The sequence below is a fragment of the Arthrobacter sp. 7Tela_A1 genome (assembly GCF_049311065.1).
Classification (GTDB): Bacteria; Actinomycetota; Actinomycetes; order Actinomycetales; family Micrococcaceae; genus Arthrobacter_B.
This window is the reverse complement of record NZ_JAXIOO010000056.1, coordinates 1-15,728: the sequence shown is the minus strand read 5'-3', so window position 1 is coordinate 15,728 and position 15,728 is coordinate 1. Positions and strand designations below refer to the sequence as shown.

At 66.4% G+C, this 15,728-nt stretch carries 19 protein-coding genes; 10 read left to right on the top strand and 9 right to left on the bottom strand.

Annotated features, from left to right (window positions below):
* Positions 1 to 120: 120 nt before the first annotated feature.
* The 3 genes from TVB01_RS15865 to gluQRS all read right to left on the bottom strand — a co-directional run bounded on the left by TVB01_RS15865 (position 121) and on the right by gluQRS (position 2,743).
* Positions 121 to 1,146: a CAP domain-containing protein gene (locus tag TVB01_RS15865; protein WP_422456872.1), complete on the bottom strand. Its 1,026-nt coding sequence runs from the start codon at positions 1,144 to 1,146 to the stop codon at positions 121 to 123.
* A gap of 197 nt (positions 1,147 to 1,343) precedes the next feature.
* Positions 1,344 to 1,787: a nitroreductase family deazaflavin-dependent oxidoreductase gene (locus tag TVB01_RS15860; protein WP_422456871.1), complete on the bottom strand. Its 444-nt coding sequence runs from the start codon at positions 1,785 to 1,787 to the stop codon at positions 1,344 to 1,346.
* Positions 1,788 to 1,831: 44 nt separating this feature from the next.
* Positions 1,832 to 2,743: a tRNA glutamyl-Q(34) synthetase GluQRS gene (gluQRS, locus tag TVB01_RS15855; RefSeq protein ID WP_422456870.1), complete on the bottom strand. Its 912-nt coding sequence runs from the start codon at positions 2,741 to 2,743 to the stop codon at positions 1,832 to 1,834.
* Positions 2,744 to 2,844: 101 nt separating this feature from the next.
* On the opposite strand from gluQRS, the gene TVB01_RS15850 reads away from it, so the two are divergent.
* Both TVB01_RS15850 and TVB01_RS15845 read left to right on the top strand, forming a co-directional pair.
* The gene (locus tag TVB01_RS15850; protein WP_422456869.1) at positions 2,845 to 3,720 is read left to right on the top strand and encodes an LLM class flavin-dependent oxidoreductase; all 876 of its coding nucleotides are present in this window, start codon (positions 2,845 to 2,847) and stop codon (positions 3,718 to 3,720) included.
* A gap of 49 nt (positions 3,721 to 3,769) precedes the next feature.
* A complete protein-coding gene (locus TVB01_RS15845; RefSeq protein ID WP_422456868.1) occupies positions 3,770 to 4,213 on the top strand; it encodes a nucleoside deaminase in 444 nt (147 codons plus the stop codon).
* A gap of 29 nt (positions 4,214 to 4,242) precedes the next feature.
* On the opposite strand, the gene TVB01_RS15840 is transcribed toward TVB01_RS15845, so the two are convergent.
* Entirely contained in the window at positions 4,243 to 4,965 is a 723-nt protein-coding gene (locus TVB01_RS15840; RefSeq protein ID WP_422456867.1) for an MBL fold metallo-hydrolase, read from the bottom strand.
* Positions 4,966 to 5,176: 211 nt separating this feature from the next.
* Between TVB01_RS15840 and TVB01_RS15835 the strand changes: the two genes are divergently transcribed.
* Positions 5,177 to 6,622, top strand: a complete 1,446-nt coding sequence (locus tag TVB01_RS15835) for an alpha/beta hydrolase family protein (protein WP_422456866.1) — start codon at positions 5,177 to 5,179, stop codon at positions 6,620 to 6,622.
* A 17-nt stretch (positions 6,623 to 6,639) separates the two neighbouring features.
* On the opposite strand, the gene TVB01_RS15830 is transcribed toward TVB01_RS15835, so the two are convergent.
* Genes TVB01_RS15830 through TVB01_RS15810 form a run of 5 tightly spaced genes read right to left on the bottom strand, consistent with a single transcriptional unit; the run spans position 6,640 to position 8,910 of the window.
* Positions 6,640 to 7,053, bottom strand: a complete 414-nt coding sequence (locus TVB01_RS15830) for a VOC family protein (RefSeq protein WP_422456865.1) — start codon at positions 7,051 to 7,053, stop codon at positions 6,640 to 6,642.
* 53 nt (positions 7,054 to 7,106) lie between these two features.
* Entirely contained in the window at positions 7,107 to 7,541 is a 435-nt protein-coding gene (locus TVB01_RS15825) for a VOC family protein (protein ID WP_422456864.1), read from the bottom strand.
* A 24-nt stretch (positions 7,542 to 7,565) separates the two neighbouring features.
* Entirely contained in the window at positions 7,566 to 8,045 is a 480-nt protein-coding gene (locus tag TVB01_RS15820; protein WP_422456863.1) for an SRPBCC family protein, read from the bottom strand.
* The gene (locus TVB01_RS15815) at positions 8,042 to 8,548 is read right to left on the bottom strand and encodes an SRPBCC family protein (protein WP_422456862.1); all 507 of its coding nucleotides are present in this window, start codon (positions 8,546 to 8,548) and stop codon (positions 8,042 to 8,044) included. The genes TVB01_RS15820 and TVB01_RS15815 overlap by 4 nt, the downstream gene beginning before the upstream one ends.
* Positions 8,545 to 8,910: an ArsR/SmtB family transcription factor gene (locus TVB01_RS15810; RefSeq protein ID WP_422456861.1), complete on the bottom strand. Its 366-nt coding sequence runs from the start codon at positions 8,908 to 8,910 to the stop codon at positions 8,545 to 8,547. The genes TVB01_RS15815 and TVB01_RS15810 overlap by 4 nt, the downstream gene beginning before the upstream one ends.
* A gap of 299 nt (positions 8,911 to 9,209) precedes the next feature.
* Between TVB01_RS15810 and TVB01_RS15805 the strand changes: the two genes are divergently transcribed.
* From TVB01_RS15805 to TVB01_RS15775, 7 genes are all read left to right on the top strand, one after another.
* Positions 9,210 to 9,515: a hypothetical protein gene (locus tag TVB01_RS15805; RefSeq protein ID WP_422456860.1), complete on the top strand. Its 306-nt coding sequence runs from the start codon at positions 9,210 to 9,212 to the stop codon at positions 9,513 to 9,515.
* Positions 9,516 to 9,554: 39 nt separating this feature from the next.
* On the top strand, positions 9,555 to 10,058 hold the full coding sequence (locus TVB01_RS15800) for a DinB family protein (RefSeq protein ID WP_422456859.1): 504 nt from the start codon (positions 9,555 to 9,557) through the stop codon (positions 10,056 to 10,058).
* A 156-nt stretch (positions 10,059 to 10,214) separates the two neighbouring features.
* A complete protein-coding gene (locus TVB01_RS15795; RefSeq protein ID WP_422456858.1) occupies positions 10,215 to 11,015 on the top strand; it encodes a DUF4190 domain-containing protein in 801 nt (266 codons plus the stop codon).
* 112 nt (positions 11,016 to 11,127) lie between these two features.
* A complete protein-coding gene (gene tpx, locus TVB01_RS15790) occupies positions 11,128 to 11,625 on the top strand; it encodes a thiol peroxidase (RefSeq protein WP_422456857.1) in 498 nt (165 codons plus the stop codon).
* A 154-nt stretch (positions 11,626 to 11,779) separates the two neighbouring features.
* Positions 11,780 to 13,183 (top strand): hypothetical protein, encoded by a 1,404-nt coding sequence (locus tag TVB01_RS15785; protein WP_422456856.1) that lies wholly within the window; start codon positions 11,780 to 11,782, stop codon positions 13,181 to 13,183.
* Positions 13,184 to 13,337: 154 nt separating this feature from the next.
* Positions 13,338 to 14,111 carry a hypothetical protein gene (locus TVB01_RS15780; protein ID WP_422456855.1) on the top strand — a complete coding sequence of 258 codons (774 nt, stop codon included), beginning with the start codon at positions 13,338 to 13,340 and terminating at the stop codon, positions 14,109 to 14,111.
* A 109-nt stretch (positions 14,112 to 14,220) separates the two neighbouring features.
* Complete coding sequence (locus tag TVB01_RS15775; RefSeq protein WP_422456854.1) at positions 14,221 to 15,594, top strand: hypothetical protein; 1,374 nt, start codon at positions 14,221 to 14,223, stop codon at positions 15,592 to 15,594.
* Positions 15,595 to 15,728 lie beyond the last annotated feature (134 nt).

Below are 15,728 nucleotides of genomic sequence, written 5' to 3'. Positions count from 1 at the left end.
GTCGCGTGCTCGGGTCCAGGCCCGGCCCCGGCGCGGCGGACGCCCTGCCCGCCCCGGCAGCTGGTGCCGGGCGCGAAGTTCAGGGGGAGGGAGTGCTTCCACCGAGCGGGCTAGCGTCGGTTAGCGACCGCCGCCGCCATGGTTGCCGCCGCCGTGGTGACCACCATGGCCGCCACCGTAGTGGCCGCCGTGGTGACCGCCGTGGCCGCCGCCGTGGTGACCACCGCGGTGTCCGTGGTGCCCGCCGTGGTTCCAAGCCGCAGTCTGGCCGGTGTTCGGATCAGTGCCTCGTCCGGGATCGTTCCAGCCGCCGCGGTCCCCGCGGTGTGCTTCCCCGCGGTGTGCTTCACCCCGGCCGTCACGGTCTCCCTTGGGCCAGCAATCCTTGCCGTCCGGAGTGGTGGGATTGTTGACGATCGGCTGCTCGCGCTCGGGAACCGGTGCAGGTGCTGGCTCGGGAGCAGGGGCCGGGACAGGCGCAGGTTCCGGAGCGGGAGCAGGCGCGGGAGCAGGCGCCGATTCCGGCTCTGGTGCAGGCTCCGGCTCGGGTTCAGGAGCAGGCTCGGGTGCTGGCGCCGGTGCAGGCTGAGCGTCAGCGCCGGGAGCCTCAACGGTGGCCGCATGATCCGGCGAGTACTGGAAGAAGTTCACCACGCCGTACATGGCCTGGTCGCCGTCACTGAAGGTCACACCGATGCCGATGGTATTCAGGGCAGGATCGCTGAGGATGGCGTTGTGGCCCGGCGAGTCGATCCACTGCTGGACCATTGCCTTGGCGCTGCGCTCCGGGCTCGAGGCAATGACCTCTCCGGCCTTGGTCCAGCCGGCCAGGTCGGGCGAGCCGGCGTAATCCGGGTTGTGTTCGAAGGCTCCGGACGTGGCCAGCTGGTCCGACCAGCCCTGCGCGACCCCGGAGACCACCGGGTTGTACTTCACCGGGGCCAGGCCCTGGGCGGCGCGGAACACGTTGATCTCGGCAAAGATCTCGGCCAGTACCTGGTCATTCGGGTCCGAGACGATGTTGCCCGTCTCCATGGTCACTGCCGGGGCAAGGGACGGAGTGGCTACGGCTGCCGTACCGAGTCCGCCGGCGCCAATGAGGGCCGAGAGAGTAACGACGCTGAGCGATTTCGTTGTTTTATTCATAGGGATTGAGACCTTTCGTAGGTTTCGGTCACTAGGTGGCCTATCCCCCCGGCCGCCACGTTACAAAAGATCGTCCCTAAATCACAATTACGGCAAGAATAACCACGAATGCCAGGTTTACCCTTAACATACCTACGAAATGCCTCTATAATTAGGCGCCCAAATTACATAGTTTGGCATTTATTCCGGCACGAACCCTAGCTGGCGTCCATTCTTTCCAGGACAAACACCGGGATCTCACGCTCGGTCCTGGCCTGGTAGTCCGCGTACGGGGGATAGGCTGCCACGGCGCGCTCCCACCAGAGAGCCTTCTCCTCGCCGGCGACTTCGCGGGCACGCATGTCCCATTTCTGCGGACCGTCCTGCAGTTCGACGTGGGGATGGGACTTCACATTGAAGTACCAGACGGGGTGTTTCGGGGCGCCACCCATGGACGCAACCACCGCGTAATCGCCGTCGTGTTCAACCCGCATCAGCGGCGTCTTGCGCAGCTTGCCGCTTTTGGCCCCCTTGGTGGTCAGCAGGACCACCGGACGGCCGTGCAGGGTAGTGCCGCGGGTACCGCCGGAGGACTCGATTTCCGCCGCCTGGTCGCGGGAGCGTTTGGAGGTGCTGGGGACATATTCACCGGTAAGGGGCATGCCCACCAGTTAACACCCGATCCGGCGGGAAGGTTAGGGCTGGGCTAGCGCACCGGCGGGGTGAAGATCCACGGTTCCAGGGGGAGCTTCCGGGGATCGAACACCTCCAGCGCTTCCGGGAGGGACCCGGGCAACCCGAGTGACCCAAGGATCATTGCCGTGGCTTCCGGCACTGTAATCCCGGCGTCGGCCAGCGCACTCAGTGTCACGGCGCCGTCGCGCTTGGCCAGCCGCTTCCCGCTCTCAGAGAGGACCAGCGGGACGTGCACATATTCCACCGGCGGCAGCCCCAGCAGAGATGCGAGGTACGCCTGCCGGGGCGTGGAGGAGAGGAGATCGTCGCCGCGGACCACCTGGTCAATGCCCTGGGCCGCATCGTCGACGACGACCGCCAGGTTGTACGGCGGAACCCCGTCGTTGCGCAGCAGCACCAGGTCATCCACGGCTCCGGTGTAGTCCCCGTGCAGCGCGTCATGCACGGTGTACTCGTTCACGCCGGCCCGCAGGCGTAGCGCTCCCGGGCGTTCGCGGCGGCGTCGTTCCCGCTCTGCTTCCGAGAGGTTCCGGCAGGTCCCCGGGTACGCCCCCGGCGGCGAGTGCGGGGCGCGGGGCGCATCAGAGATTTCTGCACGGGTGCAGAAACACTCATAGACCCTGCCCTCGGCCTGTAGTTTCGCGATCGCCTCCAGATACACGGGAGTCCGCTCGGACTGGCGGATTACCTCACCGTCCCAGTCGAGTCCGACGGCGGCGAGGTCGCGCACCTGCGCAGCTTCCGCTCCGGCGCGTGCCCGGTCCAGGTCCTCAATGCGCAGCAGGAAGTTCCGCCCGGTGCTCCGGGCGAAGAGCCAGGCCAGCATGGCGGTGCGGAGGTTCCCGACGTGCAGTTCACCGGAGGGACTGGGAGCATAACGGCCGGCGCCGGCGGAGGACGCGGGAGACGGGACAGGAAGCACGCCTTCCAGCCTACAAACCCCGGGCCCGATCCGTTGCATGATCCACTGCAGGCCGCCGCGGCTAGACTGGCGGGCACCACTGCGAGCCAGAGGAGCCTGACATGCCCGACTACGGCCGAGACCTGCTCTTCGGCGCCTTCATCACTCCTGCAGCGGCGCCGCCGCAGCATGCCGTGGACCTGGCGGTCGCCGCCGAGGCTGCCGGACTCGACCTGGCGGCCTTCCAGGACCATCCGTATCAGCCGCGGTTCCTCGACACGTGGACCCTGCTGTCCTACGTGGCTGCCCGCACCACCCGCCTGAAACTGGTGCCGGATGTCCTGAACCTGCCGCTGCGACAGCCCACCGTGGTGGCCCGCAGCGCGGCGAGCCTGGACCTGCTCAGCGGCGGACGGGTGGAGCTCGGTCTGGGGGCAGGGGCCTTCTGGGAGGCGATCGAAGCTGCGGGAGGAGAGAAGCTCAGCCCGCCAGACGCCGTCACGGGCTTGGAAGAGGCCGTCCGGATCATCCGCGGCATCTGGGACGTCTCCACCAAGGCTCCGCTCCGGCTGGACGGCCGGATCCACCGGGTGGACGGCGCCAAGCGCGGGCCGGCGCCGGCGCACGACGTCGGCATCTGGCTTGGTGCCTACAAACCGCGGATGCTGCGCGTTACCGGGAAATTGGCTGACGGCTGGATCGGCTCGCTGGGCTATCTGCGCGCAGGTGTGCAGGAATTGGCGGAGCTGAACGCCCGCATTGACGACGGCGCCGCCTCGGCAGCCTGCGATCCGTCGGACGTGCGGCGGCTGCTGAACATCAGCCCTTCCTCGGATGCCGCGGGGTGGACCGAGCAGCTGACGGAGCTGGCCCTGGACTACGGAATCTCCGGCTTCATCCTGGCCAGCGACGACGCCGGAGAGCTTGCCAGGTTCGGATCCGAGACGGCTCCAGCGGTCCGGGAAGCTGTGGCGGCGGCGCGCCGCGGCAGGAAATGATGCCGGTGCGGCTCTTCCCAGTTTTGGTGCGTGCTCCTAGGGTGGGGCCATGACGTCGGAGCTGCTGTTGCCTGCCCTGAATTCCGCCCGCAAGGGCCGGGCCGAAGGCGGAATTCCCATTGGTGCCGCGCTGTATGTCGACGGAGCGATCGTGTCCACGGGGCGCAACCGCAGGCAGCAGCTCGGCAGCGTGATCCGCCATGCCGAGATGGACTGCCTGGAGCATGCCGGACGGCTGCCCGCCGGAGCCTACACAAAGGCCACGATGGTCACCACGCTCTCACCGTGCGACATGTGCACCGGCGCGATCCTGCTGTACCGGATTCCGCACGTGGTCATCGGCGAGAACCGCAGCTACCGGGGTGCCGAGGATCTGCTGCGGGAACGCGGGGTCCAGGTGGACGTCCTGGATGATCAGGCGTGCACCCTCCTGATGCAGGATTTCATGGCTGAATTCCCGTCCCTGTGGAACGAGGACATCGGGGTGCTCTAGCCAGCCTGCGTGCCTGTGTGCCGGCACAGTTACGCGCCGGCACGAACTCCGTCCGCGACAGCGTCGACCGGACCGTTCCAGGGCATGCCGTGGCCAGGCAGTACCCAGTCGACGTCGGCCAGGCCGGTGAGCCGGTCCAGCACCTCAAGGGCGCCCTCGGGATCGTCCGTGAAGGGAGAAGGCTGCAGGCCCGGCCTGCCGGAAAGAACATGCCGGGTGGTGAGGGCGTCGCCGACGAAGAGTGCTCGGGCCAGGGGGACATGGACCGCCACACTGCCGGGGGAGTGGCCGGGAAGTCCGATGATCCGCGGTGAGCCCGGCAGGTCCAGCACATCCCCGTCCTGGACGGGCACGACGTCGCCAAGGTAGGTGGTGCGCCAACCGCCCTTGCGGACGCTATAGGCCAGGAACTCCGCTGTGGGCTTGAGCCGGAACCGGCCGGCGGAGGCCAGGGTCGCTTTCGCCTTTTCCGTTCCGCGCGCACGGGCGGCGTCGTCGGCGTGCACGTAGACCGGGATTCTCGTCTCGCGGCGCATCCGTTCGGCGAACCCGATGTGGTCGGTGTCCCCGTGGGTCAGGACGATTCCCCGCACGTCACTGAGCGGGCGCCCCAGCGCAGCCAATTCGCGCTGCAGGTCCTTCCAGTGCCCGGCAAGGCCTGCGTCGATGACGGTGATCCCCTCATCGGTCACCACCAGGTAGGCGGCAACAATGTCGTTCCCAATGCGGTGCAGGTGGTCTCCGAGCAGCATGTCCGTCTCCTTGCATCCGGGCTTCCGGGGCCCTGGTTCGACGCGCCTCCGGCCTCAGCGCACATCCCCGGTGATTGTTTCAGCTGGACGGGCCGCTTTGGAAGCGGGCGGCCGTGCGTTGCCCTTGCCGGTTGCGCCGACGTCGTGAAGGATGGCCGCACCGGGGGGATCGGGATCAACTGCAAAGACGCAGAAGGGATCAGACGGAACCATGCGCAAACTGACATCACTCGCGGTCGCCGTGTCACTGGCACTTATGGCAGCGCCGGCCACGGCAACGGCAGCCGAACCAGTCACGGAACTGGGCGGCACACTGGCCAACGGAGCAACCTGGGCTGCCGAAGTGCCCCGGAACTGGAACGGAAAGCTGGTGCTCTACAGTCACGGCTTCCGGCCGGGCCCGGACAACCCGGCGTGGGATCAGGGCTTCGACTCCACCGCCCAGGCGCTGACGGACCGCGGGTTCGCGGTGGCGGCGTCGTCCTACGCTACGGCGGGCTGGGCACTGGGAACCGCGGTGCAGGACCAGTTGGACACGCTGGCTGCGTTCTCGGCCGAAGCGGGCGAACCGGCGCGGACCATCGCGTTCGGAACGTCCATGGGCGGACTGGTCAGCAGCCTGATTGCCGAAACTCCGCAGAGCGGCGTGGACGGCGCGGTGAGCACCTGTGGCCTGCTCGGCGGCGGGATCAACCTCAACAACTACCAGCTCGACGGACTCCATGCGCTCGCCGAACTGCTCCTTCCCGGCCAGGAGGTGCAGCTGACCGGGTTCCGCACCGCAGAAGAAGCCGCCGCCACTACCGGGGTGCTCCTGCAGGCAGTGCAGCAGGCCCAAACGACGCCGGACGGACAGGCGCGGCTGGCGCTCGCAGCTGCCCTGATGAACACTCCCACCTGGTTCAGCGGGGACACCCCGCCGGATCACCGGGACTATGCCGCGCAGCAGGAAGCACAGTACAACTGGCTGCTGCAGACCATCCCGTTCGTGGTCGGTGCGCGCGTATCGATCGTGACGGCTGCCAACGGGGACAGCGGCTGGAACGAGGGCGTGGACTACCGGTCGCTGCTGCAGGAATCCGCGCAGCGCCGGCAGGTGGATACGCTGTACCGTGCCGCGGGGCTGGACCTGCGGGCGGACCTGCGGACCCTCACCGGTGAGGCGGACATCACGCCGGACCCCGGGGCGCTGGAATGGGTGGCGGAGACCTCCACTCCGCAGGGAGACCTGCAGATACCGGTGCTGACCATGCACACCCTGGCAGACATCCTGGCACCCGTGGAATACACCGAGGAATACGGGGAGACGGTACGCGAAGCCCGGGCGACGCCGCTGCTGCGGCAGGCCTATATCGAACGCACCGGGCACTGCACCTTTACGGACGCCGAACGCGTTGCGGCAGTACTGGCGATGGATGAACGCCTGGACACCGGACGCTGGGCCAACATAGCCGAACCCCGGCAGCTGGACCGCCGCGCTGAATCCCTGGGCCTGGGCGAGGCGGACTTCATCAGGTACCAGCCGGCCGAGTTCGTCAACGACCGCGACTGGGATCCCTGCCCGGGCCAGGGACACGGCCATGGGAAGGGCGACGGGTACGGGAAGGGGCACGGGAAGGGGCACGGCAAGGGCCACGGTCACGGCCGCGGCCGGTAGCTCCTAGCCGGCAGCTGCTAGCCCTGGCCGCCGAGCTCCTGGAACAGGGTCAGCTGCAGTCCGGCCGGCCCATTCAGCCGGGAGTTGAGCGAGCGCCACGGGGTTTCCCGGGGCTCGGCGACCAGTTCGGCGCCGCCGTCCACCGCACGCTGGGTGCGGGCGGCGGCGTCGTCTACTTCAAAGGCGACCCGGAGCTTGAGGCTGGGCCGGCCGTCTGCCTCGACCCGGTCAATCATGCGCACCTGTGCAGGATTAGACAGTTCCAGCGTCGCCCGTCCGGCGTCCAGGATCGTGACGCGGGCATCCCCCTCGCCCTGGTAGGACTCCTGCTCAGGCAGGCCAAGGACGTCCCGGTAGAACGCCAGGGCGGCATCGTAATCTTCGGCTTCCACGACCAGGCGCAGCTGGCGGACGGGCTGTTGGTTTTCCATGTCAGGGCAAACCGCGGGTGCGGCGCCGCCATTCCCGCCTTCGGTGCGTTCCGCTAGATTCCTTCACCAAACTGCGGGCGGGAGGCAAAGGGGATGAGTGGATGCTCCGCCCGGGCACGGATCTGCTGCACTGCCCACGTGTTGCCGTCCGGGTCGGCGAAGGAGAACATGGTGCCGCCGTCGCGCTCGTCCAGGACGGTGATCTCGCTGGCCTCCACGCCGCGGGAGACCAGCTCTTCCCGGGCGGCAGCGGCGTCGGGAACCACCAGCTGCAGACCCTTCAGGGAGCCCGGGTCCATCTCCTCCACGCCGGGAATGCTGCCGATGACTATGGAACAGCCCGATCCCGGGGGAGTCAGCTGCGCGAAGGCCATGTTCTCATTGACGGTGTGGTGGTCCAGGTCGAACCCCACCTGGTCGCCGTAGAAGGCGATGCTGCGGTCCAGGTCGCTGACCGGGACTGTGATGACTTCCAAGGTCCAATCCATGCTTCCTCCAAGGCTTCAGCGTGTTCAGTCGGTCGCGAATGCCAGCAGCTGCTCCAGCTTGTCGTAGCCCGCTGCCATGCCGGATTCCATCCCCGAGGACACGAAACTATCCCTCGTTTCTAGCGATGGATAGACCGAGTGCCCCACGAGCCTGGACCGGCCTTCGGGAAGGTCCTCGAATCTCAGGAAGTCCAGGCTGGCCTGGTCCGGGAAACCCTCGTACTCGAAGGTCTGCAGGATGAACTCCGCCGGACGGATGGAGTGGAAGACGCCGCGGAAGGCGTACTCCTCGGTCCCCTCGGTCTGCACGAACCGGTAGCTGCCTCCCGGGACCGCATTGAAGACGTCGATCCGGGTGTCCAGCCGGTCCGGACCGATCCATTCGGCGTACGCGTCCGGGTCCACGTGGGCGCCGAAGACCCGGGCTGCGGGGTAATCGAATTCGCGGACGTAGTCGATGAACGGTGCGCCGTCGCTATGGGTGACTTCCAGTGCGTTGGTCATGATGCCTCCTGCGGGGTCTTGGCACCTGTCCGGCCGGCAAGAAGTTCCTCCAGCCGCTCGTAGCCTTCGCCGAGGCCGCCTTCCATGCCGGAGGCGGCCATGCCGTCCCGTGCTTCCTGGGAAGGGTAGACCGCGTGGACCGTGATGCGGGTGCGGCCGTCGCCCAGGTCTTCGAAGGTGTTGAATTCCAGGCTGACGACGTCGGGATAACCGGAGAACTCGAAGGTCTGGATGGCGAACTCATTCTCCCGGACGGTGTGGAAGATGCCGCTGAAGTCATACGGGATGCCTTCGGGGCCGGTGTGCGTGTATTTGTACGTGCCGCCGGTGGTGAAGTCGTAATGGTCCATTTCCATCTTCATGCCCCGCGGCCCGAGCCACTGGCTGACCAGGTTCGGATCGGCGTGGGCACGGAAGACATCGGTGACGGGAAAATCGATCTCCCGGGTGTAGTCGATGAAGGGGACGCCGTCGGGGACGGAGAGCTGCAGTGCGTTGGTCATGATGGATCCTTTGCCTGCGGGCCGCTGCGGGCGGCCTGGTTTTGGAGCACAGCATCGAGGCTGCGGAACTGTTCTTCGCGGACCAGCCGGTAGCGGTCGATCCACGCCGTGAGTGCCTCCAACCGTGCGGGGTTCAGGTGGACGGGCCGGCGCTGGGCGTCACGCGTGCGCGTGACCAGCTCTGCCTGCTCGAGGACCTGGATGTGCTTCGAGACAGCCTGCTTGCTGATCTCGAAGGGTTCCGCCAGTTCGTTGACCGTTGCAGGGCCCCGGGAAAGCCGGGCAATGATGCGGCGGCGGGCCGGATCGGCGAGGGCCATAAAGGCCCTGTCGAGCTGCGTCTCGCCGTGCGCCTCGTCCATGCTGCGGTCCGTTCATATTCTTCTGCGTATTCAATGTTCTGGTTGTTCAACCTTGCGGTTGATCACGAAGCTACGCCGTCCACCAGGAGCGGTCAAGAGCTTTCCTGGAAGTTGTTGAGGCTAGTCCAGCCGCAGGCCGCGGGACGGGACGGAGGACCCGAATTGGTTCACCTTCAGAAGGTTTCCAGCTCACGCACGGTGCTCGTTCAAGGTGGCCGGAGTAGCGTTTAAAGGCACTGCGGATCTTCCCGGACGGAACGGTACGGACCCCAGTACGCGGCTACCGGTGAGGACACATCATGAGTTCCATGAACCACAGCGCAGCTTCAGGACAGCACCGTCACAGGGAGACCGGTTTCCACTGGCCCAGCTTCGCCCTGGGCCTGGTGCTGCTGCTTTTCGTCCTGGCCCAGGGGGAGGACAACGGAGCGCCCGGCTTCGTTGGCATGGCGGGACTGATCCTGCTCATCACCGGACTGTACTCGGCGGCCACGCGGCGGAAATCATGGATGCGGCTGACTACCCTGTCCGCCGCCTGGATTGTCGCGGCCGGCGGCGCAGTCCTGATGCTTGTGGCCCTGGGGCTGCGGCTCGCCGGGCTTTAATGCCAGGTGCAGCAGCTGGGCCTTGGCTACGCTGGGCGGATGCTGAACGACGAACGAACCGACCCGCCGGACGCACCTGACGAGCGGGAGACACTCAACGGTTTCCTGGACTTCCTTCGTGCCACCGCTGTCTTCAAGGCCCAGGGCCTGTCCGATGCCGATGCTGCACGCCAGGTCCTGCCCTCCCTGCTGACCGTTTCGGGCCTGCTCCGCCACCTTGCCGACGTCGAACGCTGGTGGTTCCGGGCACAGCTGGACGGCCAGACGGGAATCCCCACGCGCTGGAGCGGTGATGACCCCGACGCCGAATTCCGCGTCACCGAGCAGGACAGCCTCGCCGACATCATCACCGACTACCAAGCCGCCTGCGCCGAGTCGCGTGAGGTTGCCGCGCGCTACGGGCTGGAGGACATGTGCAAAGCGGACCACAGCGCCGGGCACAGCCTGCGCTGGGTGCTGGTGCACATGGTCGAGGAAACCGGGCGCCACTGCGGGCACCTGGACATCATCCGCGAACTGCTCGACGGCGTCACGGGGGAATAACGGGCCGGTTCCGCAGCTGCCTCTCCGGGGTGTTGTCCGGTGCCGGATCCCCGTTTCGAAGCGATGTCAGTGCCGGATCCTATGGTTGGCGGCGAAGGAACAAGATGTTCCTTGACGGCCCACAGGCCGGTCATTCGCATCCTTTGGGGGATCACCGTGGAAAACCAAACCTATACTCCTGCGCCGGCCCCGCTGCCGGCCGCGCCCGCAGCTAAACCCGGCAAGGGACTTGCCGTCACCGGACTGGTCCTGGGCATCGTCGCCCTGGTCCTGTGCTGGGTGCCGATCCTCAACAACGTGTTCCTGTTTGTGGGACTCGCCGGACTCGGCTTCGCCATCGCAGCCCTGGTGATCGCTTCGAAGCGCAACGCGCCGAAGGGAATGCCCATCGCCGGACTCATCCTCAGCATCGTGGCGATCGTTGGAGTTTTCGCCACCCAGGCCATGTACTCGGCAGCCATCGACTCCGTGGTGGAGAGCGTTGAAGACAGCGCGGACGGCGTGAGCTCCTCCTCGGAGAAGGAACAGGAAGAAGCCGCCGCGGAAGCCCTCGCGGCAGGGGAATCTGCCACGGTCGGTGAATACACCGTGACCGTTTCAGGAGTGAACCTGCAGGCAACTGAGGCGATCATGGCTGTCAACCAGTTCAACAGTGCGCCGACGGGCCAGTATGTGCTGGTGGACCTGTCCGTTGTGTACAACGGCTCTGAAGAAGGCGATCCGTGGATCGATCTCACCACTGAGTTCGCCGGTTCTGACGCCCGCCAGTACTCGACCAGCACCTGCAGTGCCCTCCTCGAACGGCCGAGCCACGAGGTCCCCACGCTGACCAACGGCGGCGCGGCGGAGTACCAGGTCTGCTTCGATGTTCCTGCTGAGTCCGTTTCCGGGTCAAAGATCCTGGTGGAGTCCCTGTTCTCGCTCCGGAATGACCGGGTGTACTGGGCAGCCCAGTAGCATCGTGAATCGGAAGCCCCTGCCGCCGGTCTGTGTCCGTGCAACCGCGTTGCGAGACGTCGCTGCAGGTCAGCGGTAGGGGGCACCGGCCAGAACGTGATAAACACAAAGCATGGCAACCACAGCATTCAAGCAGAACCCTGTCCGCACCGCCGGTGAGCTTCCCGCCGTCGGCACCCCAGCCCCGGCCGTTGAGCTCGTAGGCGCCGATCTTTCCGATGTCACCCTTTCGGGCTTCGCCGGCCGCCGGGTCGTCCTGAACATCTTCCCGAGCGTGGACACGGGCGTCTGCGCCGCGAGCGTCCGCCGCTTCAACGAAATCGCTGCAGGCCTGGAGAACACCACGGTCGTTTGCGTCTCCAAGGACCTTCCGTTCGCGCTCGGCCGTTTCTGCGGCGCCGAGGGCATCGAGAACGTGGTGGCCGCTTCGGCGTTCCGCAGCAGCTTCGGTGAAGACTTCGGCCTGACCCAGGCCGACGGCCCGCTGGCAGGCCTGCTGGCTCGCGCCGTCGTCGTCATCGATGCGGACGGAAGCGTCCTCTACACGCAGCTCGTCCCCGAAATCACTACCGAACCGGACTACGACGCCGCGGTGGCCGCTCTCGGCTAATTTTCCATTTGTGACGAGGCCCGTTCCGCTTTCCTGCGGGGCGGGCCTTTCCTTGTGTGGCATAGGTAACCAGTGTGCTTAGGATAGTGGCGGGGCGCCGGTGAGCGGAACTCATTCCCGCCCCTCTGTCTCAGTCACATCGTTGGGGGAACGAATGAACAAGGAACATGGGTGGCCCGCGCCCGGGGACCGTACCGGCGAAGCAGTCAGCCACGAGTCGCCGGAAGACGGACGCCGGGCTGAAGCCCGGGACAGCACGGATGCCGGGGATGCCGGACCGTTGTCTTCGCACGAGCCTCAGCCGGAGGAGAACCAGGCATCAGCTGCCGTTCAGGCAGCATCCGCTCCGGCGTCTTCCGGTCCGTCTTACGGAGGTGGTGGCGTGGGCTTTGCGCCGCCCGGCGGCTATGAACAGCGTCCGGCTGAAAGCAGCAGTCCCGGCGGTTACGGGCAGGCCCCGGCCGGCTATGCCGCCCCGGCAGGGTACGGAGCTCCGTCCGGCTATGCCGCCCCAGCGGGGTACAGTGCGCCGGCCGGGTACGGCGCTCCGGCGGGGTACGGTGCTCCGTCCGGCTACGGCGCCTATCCCGGATCCGGTGGATTCGGGCCGGGACAGGGCCCCGGGCCGGGAGGCCCGGCCGGTTACGGAAACGGACCGGGATACGGCAACCCCCAGCAGAAGTCGCCGGGCAAAGGACTGGCCATCGCTGCCGTCTGCGTCGCCGGAGTCGGTCTGCTGTTTAGCTGGATTTGGTTCCTGAACTTCATCACTTACCTGGCCGGCGCCGTCGCCATTGGCCTGGGTATTCCGGCCCTGATCAAGGGCATCAAGGCGAAAAACGTGGCGCTGCCGTTGTCTGTTATCGCGTTGTCCTCTGCGGTGGTTGCCATGATTGCGGCGACCATCATCAACCTCACCGTCCAATATGATTCCCCGGAGACCGCGATGGATCCGGGCTATTCCGAGGGCCAGGCCATCCCCGGACCTGTGCTCACTGAGGCGCCCGGACCGGTGCCCGCCGAGGATCAGGCAACTGACCAGGCCACTGAGCGCCAAGAGCAGCCGGGCTTGCCGGACCGCGACTATTCGGCCGATATTTCCGGCTCCTACTACACGGACATCATCGAGCAGCCCGCCGCTTCAGCAGGGGAGGGCGTGCAGGTAGGCGACTACACCGTAACCCTCGCAGAGGTTGACCGGGATGCTTCCGCCGAAGTGCTGGAGCGCGACCCTTCCGCAGGTGAGCCGACCCACGGCTACGTTCTCTTTGAGTTCCGCGCGGTGTACAACGGGTCCGCGTCCGGTGGCACCGGCCGGCCCGACTGGGATTTCACGCCGAAGTTCATTGGCGCTGATGCCCGGCTGCACAGTGTCCTGAACTGTTCCATGGAACTTGGCGGGAGCTCCTCCGACAACCCCGGCCTGGCCCCGGGAGAGACCGGAACCTACGAAATCTGTTTCGACCTGCCCGAAGCAGCCCTGGCTGAGGACAGCAGGGTTGGCCTGCGAATGATCCTCGCCGAACGCGACGAGGACGTTTACTGGCGGTTGCCGTAGGCCGGCTGGCACGGGACCAGTACTGAACCAAAACCAATTTCAGGGGGACATGGGTATGCAGAAGGAGACTGCGGCCGCGCCGCACGGGGACTATTACGGGCCTTATCCCGGGCCGGGGCAAACGCTCCCGCCGGCCGGGTCTACAGGCAGGGGTTTGGCGATCGCTGCTGTTTCGGTGGCCGGGTCGGCACTGGTGAGCTGCTGGATACCGTTCCTGAACGTCTACGCGTTCATCATGTGCCCGGTTGTCCTCGTGCTGGCGGTAGCTGCACTGGTGAGCGCGAAGAGGAAACCGCGTTTGGCCCGGGTGCTGGCAGTCGTCTCCATCGGGGTGTCGGTCCTCGCGGTGGTCCTCGCCTGGAATGTGAATTCCTGGGCCGCAAAAGCCTTCGACAAGACACCCGGATCCCCGCAGACCCAGCAGGGATCTGAGCAGCCATCGTCCGCCGAACCCCGCGGACTGCCGGGCGACTCATCCTCTGTGCTTCCCGAAAGGGCCCTGGAACAGATCCTGGCGGAGCCTGTTGTTCCGCCCGGTGTGGGGGCCCAGCTGGGGGACTTTGAAGTCAGGCTCTTGGAAGTGGACCGTGATGCAACGGACAGGGTCCAGCAGCGCAGCCCGTCTGCCGTGCCGCTAGAGGGCGCCTTTGTGCTGTTCGAGTTCGAGATGCGCTACGACGGCGGGCTCACGGGCGAACCGGACTTCACCCTGGTGCCAGGATTCGTGGGTACTGACGGCCGCTCCTACTCGGCGGTGGACTGTTCCACCGGCTTGAGCATCGAAGACCCAAACCATCCGGGGCTGCAGGGGGAGTACAGCGGCAACTACGACATCTGTTTTGATCTGCCCCCAGAAGCCCTGGGCGACAACAGCAGGGTAGTACTGCGGATGCCGGACGTGTTCGAAGAGCTTTACTGGGAGCCATAAAGCCCGTGACTAGGAGCTATGCAGGTATCGGCCTTTGGCTAGGATAGGTTTCGGCGGTCTCCGGACCGATTGAATCATTGATAACGCACGACTTTTTGGGGGGAACGAAATGGACAGGGACCAGGGACAGCCCGAGCCCGCGGACCAAGGCAACAGCGGCACGCCCGACGCCGGTACGCACGAAGGCGGCATGCACGACGCCGGCACGCCCGACGCCGGCACTGGGGCTGAGAATCTTCGCCCGGAGGCCGGACAGGAGGGGGAACCGGAACGTCCTGCCGCGGAAGAGACTCAGGAGACGGCACCGGCCTGGCCCGCTCCCGGTGGTGTGGACGGACAGATTCCTCCGGTCCCCCAGTACAACCCCTACGCGCAGGTTCCCGGTATGCCTGCTGCCGACCAGGGCGGAAACCCCGGGTACCCCGGCCAACAAGGCGCGCCTGGTTCCTATGCCAACCAGGGCTATCCCAGCTATCCCGGCCAGCAAGGCCAGCAAAGCCAGCAAAGCCCCTACGCCAACCAGGGCGGAGCCCCCGGCTACCCCGGCCAGCAAGGCCAACAGGGCCCCTACCCCAACCAGGGCGGAGCGCCGGGTTACAGCGGCCAGCCTGGTTCCTACCCGGGCCAGCCCGGCTACGGCGGCGATGGGCCGCCGCCGTCCACGCCCGGCAAGGGGCTGGCAATCGCGGCACTGGTGCTCGCCATCCTGGCCGTGCTCGTGTGCTGGATTCCGTTGCTGAACTTTGTGTCTTTTCCCCTGGCGATCGTGGCGCTCGGCCTGGGGATCCCCGCACTCCTCAAGGGCAACAAGGCCCGCAACGTTGCAAAACCGCTCTCCATCGCGGCGCTGAGTGTGGCGGCGTTGTCCGTCATTACGGCCATCGTTGTGAACACCGTCGTCGTTGACTCGCTGCGGGACGCAGGCCTGTGGGAAAGCGAAACCGAGGCGAGGGCGGAGTCCTACACGGAGGTCGAGGATTACTCCGAGGAGCTCACCGAAGCTGAGAAAGAGGATTACTCCTACCAGTTCACAGATTCGTACATCAGTGAAATTGCCGCAGAGCCGGCAAACGCAGCCGGTGAGGAAGTGACCGTGGGTGACTACACGGTCACCCTGGTGGAGCTGGACCGCGACGCAGCGGCCGAGGTCCAGGAACGGGACCCGGAGGCCGGTGAACCGGACTACAACTACGTCATGGCTCGGTTCACCGCCGTCTACAACGGCACCGGAGACGGACGCCCGTGGCTGGACCTGCCGCCGGAACTCATTGGAACTGACAGCAGGCTCTACACCGTCATGGGGTGTTCCAGCGGCCTCGGCCAGCGGAGCATCGACCAGGAACTGCTCAGCAAGGGGGACACCGTGACGGTGGAAGCCTGCTTCGACGTTCCCGACACCGCCCTGGGTGAGGACAGCCGCCTGGGCATGCGCATGATCCTCGCCGAGCAGGACAACGACTACGTCTACTGGCGCCTGCCGTAACGTCCGTGGGGGGCGCCCCCCGGGGGGGCCCCCCCCCCCCCCCCCGCCGCAATGCAAGGAGAAAAAATGCGCACTACCCGTTACGCAGTTGCCGCCATGGCAGCCGCTGCAGCACTGACCCTGTCCGCCTGCGG